This window comes from Chitinimonas prasina (assembly GCF_030160395.1).
Lineage (GTDB): Bacteria > Pseudomonadota > Gammaproteobacteria > Burkholderiales > Chitinimonadaceae > Chitinimonas > Chitinimonas prasina.
In genome coordinates, this window is the sequence record NZ_BSOG01000001.1 from 1,325,595 (window position 1) to 1,341,507 (window position 15,913).

The 15,913-nt window shown below is 62.8% G+C and carries 11 protein-coding genes; 10 read left to right on the top strand and 1 reads right to left on the bottom strand.

Annotated elements, in window-relative coordinates:
* Positions 1-95: 95 nt before the first annotated feature.
* Both QQK16_RS06150 and QQK16_RS06155 read left to right on the top strand, forming a co-directional pair.
* Positions 96-491, top strand: coding sequence for a hypothetical protein (locus QQK16_RS06150; protein WP_284195547.1), 396 nt, complete (start codon positions 96-98; stop codon positions 489-491).
* A gap of 274 nt (positions 492-765) precedes the next feature.
* On the top strand, positions 766-1,266 hold the full coding sequence (locus tag QQK16_RS06155) for a hypothetical protein (RefSeq protein ID WP_284195548.1): 501 nt from the start codon (positions 766-768) through the stop codon (positions 1,264-1,266).
* A gap of 823 nt (positions 1,267-2,089) precedes the next feature.
* Here the strand turns inward: QQK16_RS06155 and QQK16_RS06160 are convergent.
* A complete protein-coding gene (locus QQK16_RS06160; RefSeq protein WP_284195549.1) occupies positions 2,090-2,431 on the bottom strand; it encodes a DUF5713 family protein in 342 nt (113 codons plus the stop codon).
* A gap of 118 nt (positions 2,432-2,549) precedes the next feature.
* Between QQK16_RS06160 and QQK16_RS06165 the strand changes: the two genes are divergently transcribed.
* The 8 genes from QQK16_RS06165 (at position 2,550) to QQK16_RS06200 (ending at position 15,786) form a co-directional block, all read left to right on the top strand.
* Positions 2,550-3,482: an ADP-ribosylglycohydrolase family protein gene (locus tag QQK16_RS06165; protein WP_284195550.1), complete on the top strand. Its 933-nt coding sequence runs from the start codon at positions 2,550-2,552 to the stop codon at positions 3,480-3,482.
* Between the two features lie 304 nt (positions 3,483-3,786).
* Positions 3,787-4,671, top strand: coding sequence for a methylisocitrate lyase (gene prpB / locus QQK16_RS06170; RefSeq protein WP_284195551.1), 885 nt, complete (start codon positions 3,787-3,789; stop codon positions 4,669-4,671).
* Positions 4,672-4,981: 310 nt separating this feature from the next.
* Positions 4,982-6,133 (top strand): bifunctional 2-methylcitrate synthase/citrate synthase, encoded by a 1,152-nt coding sequence (gene prpC, locus QQK16_RS06175; protein ID WP_284195552.1) that lies wholly within the window; start codon positions 4,982-4,984, stop codon positions 6,131-6,133.
* 107 nt (positions 6,134-6,240) lie between these two features.
* The gene (gene acnD / locus QQK16_RS06180; protein WP_284195553.1) at positions 6,241-8,844 is read left to right on the top strand and encodes a Fe/S-dependent 2-methylisocitrate dehydratase AcnD; all 2,604 of its coding nucleotides are present in this window, start codon (positions 6,241-6,243) and stop codon (positions 8,842-8,844) included.
* A 459-nt stretch (positions 8,845-9,303) separates the two neighbouring features.
* Entirely contained in the window at positions 9,304-9,684 is a 381-nt protein-coding gene (locus tag QQK16_RS06185; RefSeq protein ID WP_284195554.1) for an endonuclease domain-containing protein, read from the top strand.
* The gene (gene prpF, locus QQK16_RS06190) at positions 9,681-10,865 is read left to right on the top strand and encodes a 2-methylaconitate cis-trans isomerase PrpF (protein WP_284195555.1); all 1,185 of its coding nucleotides are present in this window, start codon (positions 9,681-9,683) and stop codon (positions 10,863-10,865) included. Before QQK16_RS06185 ends, prpF begins: the two co-directional genes overlap by 4 nt.
* Positions 10,866-11,023: 158 nt before the next feature.
* Positions 11,024-14,131, top strand: coding sequence for a hypothetical protein (locus QQK16_RS06195; RefSeq protein ID WP_284195556.1), 3,108 nt, complete (start codon positions 11,024-11,026; stop codon positions 14,129-14,131).
* Positions 14,131-15,786 (top strand): SWIM zinc finger family protein, encoded by a 1,656-nt coding sequence (locus QQK16_RS06200; RefSeq protein ID WP_284195557.1) that lies wholly within the window; start codon positions 14,131-14,133, stop codon positions 15,784-15,786. The genes QQK16_RS06195 and QQK16_RS06200 overlap by 1 nt, the downstream gene beginning before the upstream one ends.
* Positions 15,787-15,913: the final 127 nt, after the last annotated feature.

Below are 15,913 nucleotides of genomic sequence, written 5' to 3' on the forward strand. Positions count from 1 at the left end.
GGAAGTTTTGGTAGCGACAGCGCTGCCTAACCCGAAGTTGCAGCCGACGCCTAGCGGCGCGGCTGAAGGCAATCGTTAGTGCGTGCGAGCCAAATATGAATATGAAGCTGTCCATTTCCCTGATCCAGGACTTGCGGTATCACAGCCGAATGTCCTCAATGCCCTTCAGATACTGCGTCAGCTTCGACGAACCATGCATTGTCCTTGGTCGGATGGACGTCAATATGTGTAGCCTGCAGAACGTGAACAAGGAAGAGATCCAAATAGGCTATTCGACGTGCATCCTCCGAATCCACGATGTGGAGACACTTGTCGGGCCCGACGTGCCGCTTGTCACGATGGCTGACGCACTTGAAGATGAAGAAGACCTTGGGGTACTCATCCCAGGCACCTATGACGTTCATGCGGCAGTGACGGTGTTTGTGAAGGAACCAAACTGCGGCGTAAAGGCTAGATCCTTACGCTCGTCCCTTCGCTTGGTGTTGCCGTGAATACGCACCCTAACCCCTCCATCGAGCGCAGGGAACCATGGGGTTAGGTCTTGTATTTTGTATACTCGAAACAGCCTTGGAATGCAAAATACAAGACCTGATCCTATGCTTTGCGGGCCAAAGTAAAATTGCTAACTCTGCTCCTTGAAGGGAGTTTCCGATAAACCATGCCACATTAAGGGTTGCGCAAATCGTGCGGTTTCTAACATTAACTTGTGTGCGCACCACTATGGCTTCCCTTGGCTATAGGTCGAATCTTTCAGTTAAATAAATCATGTTGATCACTTCATATAGAACTCAATATAAACAATCTGCCATTGGGTATATTTTCGCTATGGCCTTAGGCGGTTTTATGCTATTTGATGCCTCTGCAGAGATGGTTATACTGGGTATTTCTATAGGGTTCATTTGTTTCTTAATTTCATATTTTAAAGAATGGGAATTGATCAAGACATTGCATTGGAAACCGGAAGAAGATGAACTTGAATACAAGGTGACCCAGTGTTGGAATGGATATAGACGTGAACGATGGAAGATGCGATTCGGTAGTATTCGGGTCGTTACAATCTACCGGAGGCGGCAATTTCTTGGTGATACCGAGCTCCATATGTCGCTTAAGGACGTACGTGGGCGGAAGAAGCGGATAAATCTGACGGGATTCTCCCATTCGGAGATCAAGGCGCTTGTCGATCAAATCAATATTGCAGTGCCGAATGTTATCCTCCGTAGGATGAGCCTCCTTGAATATGGCATTGAGCGCGATCCTACAGAATGAATGGCGTGGTGAGTTGGCGAATCCAAGCAGCGTTTCTTTGCAAAGATTTTATGACGGGCAGTGAAGCATGCCTTGCGTAATCGTTGCGCTGCGGTACGGTGAATCGACGCTCTATCTGCTAGACTAGGCTTTCTTTAGACTTGCCACGCCGTGACTGCCATGTTTCATCTATTACGCTATCCCATCGGAGGTGCAACGGATTTCTAGGTGCTTAACCTGGAGATTCCGATGCAACAGAAATACCAACCGCCCCCGGCCTTTGACGGCTGTTTCGGTTGCCTTGTCGTGCGCCCAAACCATACTTTCTTTCACCTCGCTAGGCCTGATCTGGCGAGCCTGGCGCAGGAAGTAGCGTTTTGGACTGTCCATAATTGCATCAGCTTTAACCCTTGCACTGTCATGCATGCCTGGTCGCCGAGCGGAAAATCGCTGGATGTGCTTGCACTGGCGGCCTATGGCAGGGGATTACGTAAACGCGCGGAACGCCCTGCTTGTTGGCCACGCTTTCGTCGGGGAGCTATCCCTGGTACAGGAAAGGGTAGCGGCTGGTGCGGTTTCCGATATCCCAAAACCCAGTCTGAGCGGAAAGCGCACGCCCTAGTAATGCCTGAAGAAGGCGAACCGCCAGTTCGAGCAGTGCGGCAGCCTCAGTACCTACCGAATGCTTGGGATGATGACTTACGCACCACCCAGCGCTGCTGGAAGCGCTATCGGCGTCAACAGTACCGGGCTTAGGCTGGCGTGCTGGTAATGACTTCGTGGCATGGGGAGCCCCATGCCACGTTGTTTACCCCTGCTGGTTGGCTTGAGCTGCCTAAGCAGCTTACCAATCCCTTGTTGCAATCAGTTCCTCGACGTCTGCCTCGGCAAAACCATAGGCTTTCGCGATGTTCGCGAAGTCTTCGGCAATGGCTTCTCGTGCCGCTGTTTCAATTTCACTATCGCGTTCGTCGAACTCCTCTTGCAGGTCATTGAACTTGTCGGTGGCTGCATGCGTTAAGGCGTAGAGCTCGCTGAGGTTCGATGGACTGCTTTTTTCGATCTCCCTGCATAGATCAATCAGTATGCTTTCGCCTTTCTTTACCAGATCATCGGGGAAATATGAGTCACGATACATTTCCTTAAGAAAAGCATAACTCGCCATCGTCGTATTGCTGAGGTTCATGAAATCTCCAAAGATAATGATGTGTGGCGCTGGGCTTGATCAACAAGGGGCCAGATTCTGGATATTGAAACGCCTTGGGGGATAGTTCAAGGCCTCCCCATACCTAAGCATGGCTTATATGAAACATACCCGTTCCGAAAGAATTCAGGGCGCGCTTTGGGGCCTATTGGTAGGTGATGCGCTTGGCGTTCCCTACGAGTTCAATGCGCCTGATCTGATTCCGGTATCGGAGGCGATAGAGTTTGACCCGCCTGCTGATTTTCGCCGCTCTCACAGCGCCGTGCCATCTGGCACCTGGAGCGATGACGGGGCGCATGCGCTTTGTTTATTGGCGTCCTTGCTGCAATGCGGTCGACTGGATCCGGCCGATCTGATGCGGCGGCTACATGACTGGTATGAGTCGGGGTATATGGCGGTGGACCAGCGTGTGTTCGATGTGGGCGTGCAAACCTCTCGGGCATTGGCGGCGTTTCGGGCTGGCGTGCCAGCACTTGATGCGGGGCCTGCTGGCGCGCGTGACAACGGCAACGGTTCTTTGATGCGGGTGCTGCCTTTGGCGCTGTGGCATAAGGGTAGCGATGCCGAATTGGTTGCCGATGCCCGATTGCAGTCCAGGGTGACGCACGGCCACGCCCGTGCCCAGCTATGCTGCGCGCTCTATTGCTTATGGGCCCGGGCGATATTGAACGAGGTGGACGAACCTTGGACTTATGCCGTTGCTGTGCTGCGCACTATGTGTGGTGATGGGTCGGAGGAACAGGCTGAGCTGGAGTTCTATATCCGCCCTGATGATGAGATGGACGGGCGCGGTAGCAGCTATGTGGTGGATAGCCTGCGATCTGCCCGCACTGCGCTGGCTGCAGATGGCTATGAGGCAGTGGTTCGTGCCGCTATACGGCTTGGCAACGATACCGATACGACGGCCTGTCTGGCTGGTGGATTGGCCGGGTTGCGCGGTGGGCTGGACGATATACCGCTGCGTTGGCGGGAAAAGCTGCGTGGCAGGGCGTTGTTTCTGCCCTTGCTGGAGCAGCTATTGCAGCGGGGTTGAATAGGCGCAGGGTGGCATGGCTCCACGTGAAACCCGATCCAGCAATCAATTGCCTGCGCTGGCGATGAAGGCTGCCCCAGATACGCCCTAGCGTTGGCCAACCGGGAAGGTCCACTCTAGGGTGCGCCTTGTGTTTCACCTGTGAGATCATGTTTCCTATATGAAACGTTACACAGCCTGTCGGCCAGGGCCACCCTGCCCGCCATGCTGGTATATCGTTGATTCCAAACACCGTGCCTGGGCCTGTGCTGGTCTGGCATGGTAACTGCTCAGTGCCTCGCCATCCCTCATTCAGGAGTGCTCCATGTCCCAAGTCTCCGCCGGCCGTCGCTTTCGCGATGCCGTTGCCGCCGAAGCCCCGTTGCAGATCGTGGGCGCCATCAATGCCTATGCGGCCATTCTGGCCGAGCATAGTGGCCATAAGGCTTTGTATGTGTCGGGTGGTGGGGTGGCGGCCAGCTCTTGCGGCATCCCCGATCTGGGCATTACCACGCTGGAAGACGTGCTGATTGATGTGCGGCGGATTACCGACCGCACCCAGCTGCCGGTGCTGGTGGATATCGATACCGGTTGGGGTGGTGCCTTCAATATTGCCCGTACCGTGCGCGAGATGATACGGGCCGGTGCGGCTGCTGTGCATATCGAGGACCAGGTGCTGGCCAAGCGTTGCGGGCACCGTCCGGGCAAGGCGATTGTGTCGGCCGACGAGATGGTGGATAGGGTGAAGGCGGCGGTGGATGCCAAGACCGATGCCGAGTTCGTGATCATGGCGCGTACCGATGCCTTGGCGGTGGAGGGCCTGGATGCGGCTATCGACCGGGCTTGCCGTTGCGTTGAGGCGGGGGCCGACATGATATTCCCCGAAGCCATGGAGAGCCTGGAGATGTACCAGCGCTTTGTGGAGGCGGTGAAGGTGCCGGTGCTGGCGAATATCACCGAGTTTGGCAAGACGCCGCTGTTTACCCGCGACGAGCTGGGCAGCGTGGGGGTGAGCATGATGCTGTATCCGCTGTCGGCCTTCCGCACCATGGCGCAGGCGGCCTTGCATAGCTACCAGACCATTGCGGCCGAGGGTACCCAGAAGAACTTGATAGACCGCATGCAGACCCGCATGGATCTGTATGAGCACCTGGGTTACCACGAGTATGAGCAAAAGCTGGATGCGCTGTTTGCGCAGAGCGGGCAGTAAGAGCGCCTAACAAAACCCTTCTGGCGTTGTTGTGCGAGCTTGCCGTACCCACGTACTGTCTGCGCACGCACGCCTAGCCAGAACCGCTACGCTGGGTTTTGTTAGCCGCTCTAAGCGCCGCTAGCTGTATCGGGGCGAGGCGGCCTGCCAGGCGCGGCGGCCTTGTCCAACCCGGCGGGGCGGCGCGATTCGCCCTACGGCGTGCTGCCAGTTTTGCCCTGGTGGCCAGTACGTTGCCCGCCGTTCAAGTTACATCAGACCCAAGATCAATCTAACCCTGCCCGCCATTCGGGCCGTGAAGGAGTACAGCATGTCCGATACCCAATCCGTTCTGCCCAAGCCGAAGAAGTCTGTTGCCCTGTCGGGCGTTGCTGCCGGTAATACTGAGCTGTGTACCGTGGGCCGCACCGGTAACGATCTGCATTACCGGGGTTACGACATTCTGGACGTGGCCGATGCCTGCGAGTTTGAGGAGATTGCCTACCTGCTGGTGCATGGCAAGCTGCCGAATGCGGCAGAGCTGCGTGGCTACAAGAACAAGCTGAAGGCGCTGCGCGGCATACCGGCCAGCGTGAAGGCGGTGCTGGAGGCCTTGCCGGCCAGCGCCCACCCGATGGATGTGATGCGCTCTGCCGTATCGGCCCTGGGTTGCACGCTGCCGGAGAAGGACGACCACAATATGCCGGGCGCGCGCGATATCGCCGACAGGCTGATGGCGTCGCTGGGTTCGATGCTGCTGTATTGGTATCACTTCAGCCATAACGGCCGCCGTATCGAGGTGGAGACCGACGATGATTCGATAGGTGGTCACTTCCTGCACCTGCTGCATGGCGAGAAGCCGTCGGCAGAGTGGGTGAAGGCCATGCATACCTCGCTGGTGCTGTATGCCGAGCATGAGTTCAATGCCTCGACCTTTACTGCCCGAGTGATAGCCGGCACTGGTTCGGACATTTACTCGGCCATTACCGGCGCCATCGGCGCGCTGCGCGGCCCCAAGCACGGTGGCGCCAACGAGGTGGCATTCGAGGTGCAGAAGCGCTACGAATCGCCCGATGCGGCCGAGGCGGATATCCGCGCCCGGGTGGAGCGCAAGGAGGTGGTGATCGGCTTTGGCCACCCGGTCTATACCATCAGCGATCCGCGCAACAAGGTGATCAAGGAAGTGGCACGTACGCTGTCGCAGCAGGCCGACGACATGAAGATGTTCGATATTGCCGAGCGTCTGGAATCGGTGATGTGGGATATCAAGAAGATGTTCCCCAACCTGGATTGGTTCAGCGCGGTCAGCTACCACATGATGGGTGTGCCGACGGCCATGTTCACGCCCTTGTTTGTGATCTCGCGCACCAGCGGCTGGAGTGCGCATGTGATCGAGCAGAGGGTCGATGGCAAGATCATCCGCCCCAGCGCGAACTACACCGGGCCGGAAAACCTGCAGTTCGTGCCGCTGGCACAGCGCTGACCGGCGCCGCTGCGGTGGCGGGGCCTGGCGCCCTGCCCCGCCGGCTGCCCTGCATCACTCAAAAAAACATACCGTACCGTAGTGACACGTAGCAGATGGGGACATCCATGAATACCGCCCACCGCAAACCCCTTCCCGGCACCCGGCTGGATTATTTTGACGCCCGTGAGGCGGTCGATGCCATCCAGCCTGGGGCCTGGGATGGCTTGCCCTATACCTCCCGCGTGCTGGCCGAGAACCTGGTGCGCCGTTGCGAGCCGGCCAATCTGGTCGATGCCCTGCGGCAGCTGATCGAGCGCAAGCGGGATCTCGACTTCCCCTGGTTTCCGGCGCGGGTGGTGTGCCATGACATTCTGGGCCAGACCGCCCTGGTGGACCTGGCCGGCCTGCGCGATGCCATAGCCGACCAGGGTGGCGACCCGGCCAAGGTGAACCCGGTGGTGCCGGTGCAACTGATCGTGGACCACTCGCTGGCGGTGGAGTGCGGCGGTTTCGACCCCGATGCCTTTGCCAAGAACCGTGCGATCGAGGATCGCCGCAACGAGGATCGTTTCCACTTTATCGATTGGACCAAGCGGGCCTTCAAGAACGTGGATGTGATCCCGCCGGGCAACGGCATCATGCATCAGATCAATCTGGAGCGGATGTCGCCGGTGATAGGGGTGCTGGATGGCGTGGCCTACCCCGATACCTGCGTGGGCACCGATAGCCACACACCGCATGTGGATGCGCTGGGGGTGATTGCCATCGGCGTGGGCGGGCTGGAGGCCGAGAACGTGATGCTGGGCCGCGCGTCGTGGATGCGCCTGCCCGATATCGTGGGCGTGGAACTCTCGGGCCGGCCTGGGCCCGGCATTACGGCGACCGATGTGGTGCTGGCGCTGACCGAGTTCCTGCGCAAGGAAAAGGTGGTGGGGGCTTATCTGGAGTTCCGCGGCGAGGGCGCGGCGGCGCTGACCCTGGGCGACCGGGCCACCATCTCCAATATGGCGCCGGAGTATGGTGCGACGGCGGCCATGTTCTTTATCGACCAGCAGACACTGGACTACCTGCGGCTGACCGGCCGCGAGGATGAGCAGGTCAAGCTGGTGGAGACCTATGCCCGGCATACCGGTCTGTGGGCCGATGCCCTGGCGGGCGCCCAATACGAGCGGGTGTTGCGGTTCGACCTGGCGACCGTGGTGCGCAATATGGCGGGGCCATCCAACCCGCACAAGCGCCTGCCCACCAGCGATCTGGCCGAGCGTGGCATCGCCGTGGGCCTGGATCAGGCCCGCGCGCAGGAGGCCCAGGGCCTGATGCCTGACGGTGCAGTCATCATTGCGGCCATTACCAGCTGCACCAACACCAGCAACCCGCGCAACGTGATCGCCGCCGGCCTGCTGGCCCGTAATGCCAACCGCCTGGGCCTGGTGCGCAAGCCCTGGGTGAAGTCGTCGCTGGCGCCGGGCTCCAAGACGGTGCAGCTGTATCTGGAGGCCGCCGGGCTGATGCCCGATCTCGAAAAGCTGGGCTTTGGGGTGGTGGCGTTTGCCTGTACCACCTGCAACGGCATGTCGGGTGCGCTGGATGCCAAGATCCAGCAGGAAATCATAGACCGCAAGCTGTACGCGACCGCCGTGCTCTCGGGCAACCGCAACTTTGATGGCCGCATCCACCCCTATGCCAAGCAGGCCTTCCTGGCCTCGCCACCCCTGGTGGTGGCCTATGCCATTGCCGGCACCATACGCTTCGATATCGAAAAGGATGTGCTGGGTGTGGTGGATGGCCGCGAGATAAGGCTGAAGGATATCTGGCCCTCGGACGAGGAGATCGATGCGGTAGTGAAGCAGGCGGTGCAGCCGGCGCAGTTCCGCCAGGTGTATATCCCCATGTTTGCGCCGCAGCAGGATGCGGGCCAGCAGGTCAGCCCGCTGTATGCTTGGCGCGGCCAGAGCACGTATATCCGCCGCCCGCCGTACTGGGAGGGTGCGCTGGCCGGCGAGCGCACACTGCAGGGCATGCGCCCCCTGGCGGTGTTGGGCGATAACATCACCACCGACCATCTGTCGCCCTCCAATGCCATTCTGCTGGATAGCGCCGCGGGCGAGTACCTGGCCAGGATGGGCTTGCCGGAAGAGGATTTCAATTCCTACGCCACCCACCGTGGCGACCACCTGACGGCCCAGCGGGCTACCTTTGCCAACCCGACGCTGCTGAACGAGATGGTGCGCGAGGATGGCAAGGTCAAGCCCGGTTCGCTGGCGCGGATCGAACCCGAGGGCCAGGTCACCCGCATGTGGGAAGCCATCGAGACCTATATGGCGCGCAAGCAGCCGCTGGTGGTGATCGCTGGGGCCGACTACGGCCAGGGCTCATCGCGCGACTGGGCAGCCAAGGGCGTGCGCCTGGCGGGGGTGGAGGCCATTGTGGCCGAGGGTTTCGAGCGCATTCACCGCACCAACCTGGTGGGTATGGGTGTGCTGCCGCTGGAGTTCAAGCCGGGCGTGAACCGCCTGACCCTGGGCCTGGATGGTACCGAAACCTATGACGTGATCGGCGAACGCCGGCCACGGGCGACATTGACGCTGGTGGTGCATCGCCGCAGCGGCGAGCGGGTGGAGGTGCCGGTGACCTGTCGTCTCGATAGCGACGAGGAGGTTTCGATCTACGAGGCCGGCGGCGTGCTGCAGCGCTTTGCTCAGGATTTTCTGGCGTCTGCCAGGGGGTGATGGGCCTCCCCCTCTCCCCCGGCCCCTCTCCCGCGGGGGGAGAGGGGTGACGAATGGATGGCGGGTAGGGGTGGGTGTGGGGGTGTTGGGGTTTTCTGAGCGAGCTGATGGGATGGGCGGCTGTTGGCCTCGTTAGAACAAAGCAAGCGACACAACAGCGAACTCGTTCTCTAGCACCTCTCCCCCTGCGGGAGAGGGGTTGGGGAGAGGGGGCCGGCGGCACAGCAAGCAATCCATCCACCCCACCCACCCCCAAACCAACCAGAATGCAGCACCAACCACAAAATCATTCACTAGCCCCTCTCCCCTCGAGGGAGAGGGGTTGGGGAGAGGGGGCGGTGGAACAGCAAGCAATCCATCCACCCCACCACCCTCAAACCAACCAGAACACAGCAGCAAGCACAAAATCATTCAGAGCCCCTCTCCCCCGCGGGAGAGGGGTTGGGGAGAGGGGGCAGCATGGAACAGCGGCAGTTCGCCAAAGCCCTGCGGCAGAACATGACCGATGCCGAGCGGCTGTTGTGGCGGCATTTACGTGCGCATCGCCTTGATGGCGAGAAATTCCGCCGGCAGCAGCCTTTGGGCCCCTACATCGTGGACTTCGTCCATTTCGGCGCGCGGTTGATCGTGGAGGCCGATGGCGGCCAGCATGGCGGCGCGGTGGATGAGGTCAGGGATGCCTGGCTGCAACGGCAGGGCTTTCGGGTCTTGCGGTTCTGGAACAACGAGATATTGCAGCAGACCGATGCAGTCCTGACGGCCATCTGGGCGGCGACCGGTTCTGCCCTCACCCGCACGCTGGCCGGGGCGGATTATTCAATACAGGAAGACGAGACATGAGCAAGCACGCGCCGCAGATCAAGATTCCCGCCAGCTATATGCGTGGCGGCACCAGCAAGGGTGTGTTCTTTCGCCTGCAGGATCTGCCCGAGGCGGCCCAGGTGGCGGGTGCCGCCCGTGATGCCCTGCTGCTGCGGGTGATAGGCAGCCCGGACCCCTATGGCAAGCAGATCGATGGCATGGGTGGGGCGACCTCCAGTACCAGCAAGGCGGTGATCGTCAGCAAAAGCAGCCGGCCGGATCATGATGTGGATTACCTGTTCGGCCAGGTGGCCATCGACAAGGCCTTTGTCGATTGGAGCGGTAACTGCGGCAACCTGTCGGCGGCGGTGGGGCCGTTTGCCATCAGCAATGGCTTGATCGATGCGGCGCGTATTCCGCAGGATGGCATGGTTACCGTGCGTATCTGGCAGGCCAATATTGGCAAGACCATCGTGGCCCAGGTGCCGGTCAGCAACGGCATGGTGCAGGAGACGGGCGATTTCGAGCTGGACGGCGTGACCTTTGCCGCGGCGGAAATCCAGCTGGACTTCCTGGACCCGGCTGCGGACGAGGACGGTGGGGGGGGCGCCATGTTCCCTACTGGCAACCTGGTGGATGAGCTGGAAGTACCGGGCCTAGGCAGGCTCAAGGCCACGCTGATCAATGCCGGCATCCCGACCATATTCGTGGACGCAGCGGCCATCGGCTATACCGGCACCGAACTGCAGGATGCCATCAATGGCGATGCCAAGGCCCTGGCCATGTTCGAGACATTGCGGGCACACGGTGCACTGCGCATGGGCTTGATCCAGCACCTGGACGAAGCGGCCAACCGTCAGCACACGCCCAAGGTGGCCTTTGTGGCCAAGCCGGCCGACTATGTGGCGTCCAGCGGCAAGGCCGTGGCAGCAGCCGATATCGATCTGCTGGTGCGGGCGCTGTCCATGGGCAAGTTGCACCACGCCATGATGGGTACGGCGGCGGTGGCGATAGGTACGGCGGCGGCGATACCCGGCACCCTGGTCAATCTGGCGGCGGGTGGCGGTGCCCGTACGGCAGTCCGCTTCGGCCACCCCTCCGGCACCTTGCGGGTGGGGGCGGAGGCCCGCCAGCAAGATGGCGATTGGGTAGTGAGCAAGGCCATCATGAGCCGTAGTGCCAGGGTGCTGATGGAGGGCTGGGTGCGGGTGCCCGGCTAGACCGGCCTGGGCGTTCCACGTGAAACGCCCCGCTCCCCACCCTGGCTGGCAAGTGGAAAAGCACCCATGCCAGCGCCATAGGCAAGCCCCTGCCCGATCCCTATAATCGTCCGCCACGATGGCTACGACCATCTCTGGCGAATACGGGAGGGGGTAGTTTGACTACGCACAATATGGCCATGGGCGCGATTGCGCTTTTCCGGCCCGGGGCCGAACCCTTGCGGCTGACGCTGGCGCTGTCGCCGGCGGATGACGGCGGCTATTGGGTGGTATTGAGCCAAGGTGCGCCGGGCGAAGCCTTGGTCGCGCTGCACAAGAACAACTCCCCCTTGCCCCTGGCGGCCGCGCAGGCCTTGCTGGAGCGCACCGTGGCGGCCAAGCTCGATGATGGTTTTGTGGGCCTGGAGAGCGCGGTGCCGGCGGTGGATGCCTCGGCGTTGGGTGTGACGGCGGCGCAGCAGGCAGGTTTGCTGTCCCGGCTGGAGCACGGCCAGTGGCGTTTGCTGGCGGCCCGGCAGCGCTCGCGCCTGGTCTGGCGTGTGGGCGAGTTGCGGGTGGCGGCTGCCGTGCCGCGCCTGGTCGAGTTGCTGGCCACTGGCGATGCCATGCTGGATTACTGCCTGGCCTGGGCCATAGGCCGCTGCGGCGATGCCGGGGCGAAGGAGGCCATGGCGGGTTTGTCGCGGCGTGGTGGTAGCGAGATGGTCAAGCGCATGGCGCTGCTGGCCTGGCTGCAACTGGCCTCGGCGGACGAGCGTGCAGCCCATGCGGCGCGGCTGGTGGGTGACTGGCCCCTACCCCTGCGCGAGGCCTGGCAGGCGGGTGAGCCGGCGCAGTTGGCGCGGGTGCTGGCCGATGCCGATACCTGGCAGCGGCATAAGCGTGCCGAGTGGCTGGAACAGCTTGATCAGGTTGCGCTGGCCCAGCCGCTGGCGCGGCAGTTGCTGCTGGATGAGTTGGCGCAGCTACCGTTTGCGGCCGGCAGCTTCCGTACCGCCAGGCGCTTGTACAAGGCGGCGGAGTTCCGTGGCGATGCGACAGTGTGGGCCTTGCTGCAGCGGCGCTTCGAGCAGACTGGCGCCGCTTTCCATCATGCTTACGAAGGCCAAGGCAGGTATCTGGATGGCCGCTGGGTACGCATCAGCGACGAGCTGGTCCGCCAGGACAGCCGCCTGGCCTACTCGCAGCGCACCCGCCGCTATCTGGTACAGCGCGGTTGGCGCACGCTGCGCCGCTTGGGCAGCGCCGGCAGTGCGGAGTTTCCGCCGCTGGCGTTTGCGGCCCTGCTGCAGTATGACGATGCGGCGGCCAAGCCCGATATGGAAGTCAGCCGTAGCGTATGGGATGGTCGCCGCTACCAGACCCGGCGCGAATACCATTACCGCCACCACGATGCCACCCTGTTCAACCGCCTGTTGTTCCGCCCTGGTGGGCTGGTGCGCGGCAACCGTCATGCCAGCAGCTGGGCTGCCGATCAGGCCCTGCCGGTCACGCTAGGGGCACGGCTGGAGCCCCTGGCCGAGCGTTGGGATCAGCGGCCCGATCTGCTGCTGAGGCTGGCGCTGGAATCCCGCGCCGAGCAGGTGCAGTGCTTTGCCGCCCGTGCCCTGGCTGGGCAGCCGGCCTATTGCGCTGGCATCAGCGATACCTTGTGGCGCCGCCTGCTCAACAGCCCATTTACCGCCACCGCCCAGTTTGCCTACGACTACCTGTTCCAGCGCATTGCCGCCGAGCCCGACCGCGAACGGCGCGAGGCATGGCTGGCACTGCTGGTGGGCAGCCGCCACCCAGCCATCTGCGATGCGGCCCTGGCCTTGCTGGAGGCAGACCCGGCCGGCCATGCCAGCAGCCCCACACTGGTCACAGCGGTGCTGCTGGCGCGCACCGCCAGGGTACGCAAGCTGAGCCGCCTGCTGTGCCAGGCCGCCCTGGCCATGCCGGGGGTGGCCGAGGCCACGGTGCAAAGGCTGCTCGATTGGCTGGACGATGCCGACCCGGCCACCGAGGCGCTGGAACCTATCTGCGACAACCTGGCCTGGCTGGTGAGCAATACCTTCCGCCCGGCGGCCGGCAAGGTGGACCATGGCCGCCTGCAGGGGCTTCTTCAGCATGCCGCCGTGCCGGTAGTCTGCCTGGCCATGGATTGGCTGATCGCCCACGAGCAACCCGTCAGCAGCCTGCCGCCGGCCAGTTACCGCCCCTTGCTGCAGAGCGAGGACGAGCGGGTGCTGGCCGCTGCCATCCGCTTGCTGGGCGCCCTGCCCGAGCCGGTGTTGTTGACCCAGGCCGAGTTGATTGCCCGCTTTGCCCTGTGCCCGGCGGCTACCGTGCGCCAGGCCGTGCAGCCGCTGATGCTGCGTTTGGCCGGGCTGGATGCGGCCTTCCTGGCGGGCCTGATGCCCAGCCTGCTGGACGTGGTGTTCCGGGCCGAGACCATAGTGGGCCTGCAGGACGAGGTGCTGGCCCTGTTGACCGGGCCGCTGGCCCAGGCCAGCCGTGAGCAGCCGTATGACACCACCCAGCGCCTGCTGGAAGCCCGCAGCCGTGCGGCCCAGCGCCTGGGTAGCTGGTTGCTGGACGGTTATAGCGATGCCGAGCTGCCGCTGAGCCTGTGGGTCAGGCTGACCCGCCACGAGACCCTGGCAGTGCGGCAACGGGCGCTGGCGATGATGGCGGCCAATTTTGCTGCGCTGGGCGTGGACGGCCTGCTGCCAGCCCTGGCCAACCGTTGGGATGACGCCCGTGGCGCCTTGATTGCCTGCCTGCAGGCGCGGGTGGCGGCGGCAGACTGGCAGATGGCGCAGCTGATCCAGCTGTGCGACCACGAGCATGCCGATGTGCAGGCCCTGGGCTGTGCGCTGCTGGGCGGCCGGCTGGCCCAGGGTAGCGATACCGAGGCCCTGATGGCGCTGGCCCAGCACCCTTCGCTCAAGGTGCAGCGTTTTGTGGCGGACTATCTGCAGCATGCGGTGGCTGACGATGTGGCATCCCTGGTGCGGCTGCGGCCTTACTTCCTGACCGTGCTGGCCCAGGTAAACCGTGGCCGTGCAGCCAAGACTGCGGTGCTGGATTTCCTGCGCCAGCGGGCGGCCGCATCCGAGCCCGCCGCGCGCGAGGTGGCCACGCTGTTCGAGCACCTGGCCGTGACGGTAGCCCTGACCGACCGGGCGCAGTACATCGCCGGTCTTTACGATATACGCCGGCGTTATCCCGCCATTGCAACGGGTCTGGCCGTGCATGCGGCGGCTGTGCGAGAGGTGGCTTGATGGAGTTTCAGTACCGTTATTACGGCGAGAGCCGGGTCAGCAACGATGCCAGCAGCACCGGCATCAGCTTTGCGCCCGACACCCTGCGCAAGCCCGTGCATTTCGTGGCCGACATCAATCGCCATCTGCCCTTCCGCGAGGCGATCTCGGCCTTGCATGACGTAGTGGTGTCGGATCTGCGTACCCGCCAGCGCGATCACAGCGAGTACCAGGCCTGGCTGCAGTCGCAGGAAGGCGCCCTGCTGGCCGAGTTCATGGAACGGGCCGGCGAACTGCAGGGCCAGGCCAAGGCGGTGCAGGCCCAGCTGGGCGAGGTGCAGCGGCGCAAGCAGGCCATGCTGGCCCCTTTCTGGAAGGCCAGGCAGCGCTACTTCGACCATATCTACGCCAGCGATCGCAGCCTGTGGATCATGCTGGATCCGGTAATCACCGTGCATCCGGACCGGGTGTTCTTCGAGTGCTTCAGCCGCGATGAATCGACCTATGCCAGCGTCAGTTGCAGCCATGAGGCGTTTGATCACCGTGGCGAGTTTGCCTGCGGCACCACCAATATCGATTACTCGGCCGCGCTGTATGACGAGTTCCAGAAGATACGCGACTACAAGACCACGCGGCTGGCGGTGGCGGCCGAGGGTTTTACCGTCCAGACCGGCGACGACCCTGGGTTTGTGGAACACAAGATAGACGTGCCCGATAGCTGGGTGCGCGGCTTCCTGCAGGTCAGCGCGGCCATGGCCCAGCCGGGCCACAGGCTCCATCTGCATCCCATGGATCTGCACAACTTCTGTCTGCTGCTACGGCGTCGCAAGGAGAAGGCCGGGCCGCGCGCCATCCGCTTCGAGCTGGAGCCGGGTAAGCCGGTGCGGGCCGTGTTCGAGCCCTGGGGCGTGGAAGTGGTGTGCCCGCGTTCCAGCCACACGGCCACCGAGCCGCAGACCATACGGGTTTGGGGCCGCCGCCGCTTGCTGACGCTGGAGCGCTTCATTGCGCTGGCGCAGACGGTGGAAGTCCATCTGCTGGGCACCGGCCTACCCAGTTTCTGGGTGGTGGAAGGCTCGGGCCTGCGCTTTACCCTGGGGCTGTCGGGCTGGACCGCCAATGACTGGTCGCGCGCCGGCCAGTTCGACCTGCTGGGCCCTCGCAAGCATGCCGATGCACTGACCCGCGAGAAGGTCTACCAGACCCTGGCCCAGCACTGGAAGCTGACACCCACCGAGCTGGGTGCCGCCGCCGGGCTGGACCCACAGGTGGCGGAATCCTGCCTGCTGCTGTTTGCCGAGGCTGGCCGGGTGGTCTACGACCTGGGCGATCGTGCCTACCGGCTGCGCGAGCTGTCGCGCGAGCCGCTGCCGCTGGATCAGCTGCGTTACGGTAACGAGCGGGAGGAGCGCGCGGCTGGCATGGTGGCTGCCGGCCAAGTGGGCAAGCTGGCGATACAGGCCCAGGCGGCCGGCCGGGTGATAGAGGCCCTGGTGGACGACGCTGGTCGCAAGCGGCCGGTCAGGCTGGTGCTGGATGGCGATGAGCGGCTGGTGGAGGCCAGCTGCCAATGCGATTACTTTGTCCGCAACCGGCTCTACAAAGGCCCCTGCGAGCACATGCTGGCCGCGCGACTGGCGGCTGGCCGCCAGCGTGCAGGCCAGGCGACGCAATAGCGATACCGGATACCGGCCCATGCTGGGCCGGCTTGGAATGAACCCAGTCTTTACCTTGAGGAGAAAACGCCGGGTCTGATAGACTCGGGCTCGCGTATGGCGGGGTGGCTCTTGCAACCCGGACGGT

Bases quoted from the DNA above. Each gene is read 5' to 3' on its own strand.
- prpB (WP_284195551.1), top strand. From the start codon at position 3,787: ATGTCCCAAGTCTCCGCCGGCCGTCGCTTTCGCGATGCCGTTGCCGCC.
- QQK16_RS06165 (WP_284195550.1), top strand. From the start codon at position 2,550: ATGAAACATACCCGTTCCGAAAGAATTCAGGGCGCGCTTTGGGGCCTA.
- prpC (WP_284195552.1), top strand. From the start codon at position 4,982: ATGTCCGATACCCAATCCGTTCTGCCCAAGCCGAAGAAGTCTGTTGCC.
- QQK16_RS06185 (WP_284195554.1), top strand. From the start codon at position 9,304: ATGGAACAGCGGCAGTTCGCCAAAGCCCTGCGGCAGAACATGACCGAT.
- QQK16_RS06155 (WP_284195548.1), top strand. From the start codon at position 766: ATGTTGATCACTTCATATAGAACTCAATATAAACAATCTGCCATTGGG.
- QQK16_RS06150 (WP_284195547.1), top strand. From the start codon at position 96: ATGAATATGAAGCTGTCCATTTCCCTGATCCAGGACTTGCGGTATCAC.
- QQK16_RS06200 (WP_284195557.1), top strand. From the start codon at position 14,131: ATGGAGTTTCAGTACCGTTATTACGGCGAGAGCCGGGTCAGCAACGAT.
- QQK16_RS06160 (WP_284195549.1), bottom strand. From the start codon at position 2,431: ATGAACCTCAGCAATACGACGATGGCGAGTTATGCTTTTCTTAAGGAA.
- prpF (WP_284195555.1), top strand. From the start codon at position 9,681: ATGAGCAAGCACGCGCCGCAGATCAAGATTCCCGCCAGCTATATGCGT.
- acnD (WP_284195553.1), top strand. From the start codon at position 6,241: ATGAATACCGCCCACCGCAAACCCCTTCCCGGCACCCGGCTGGATTAT.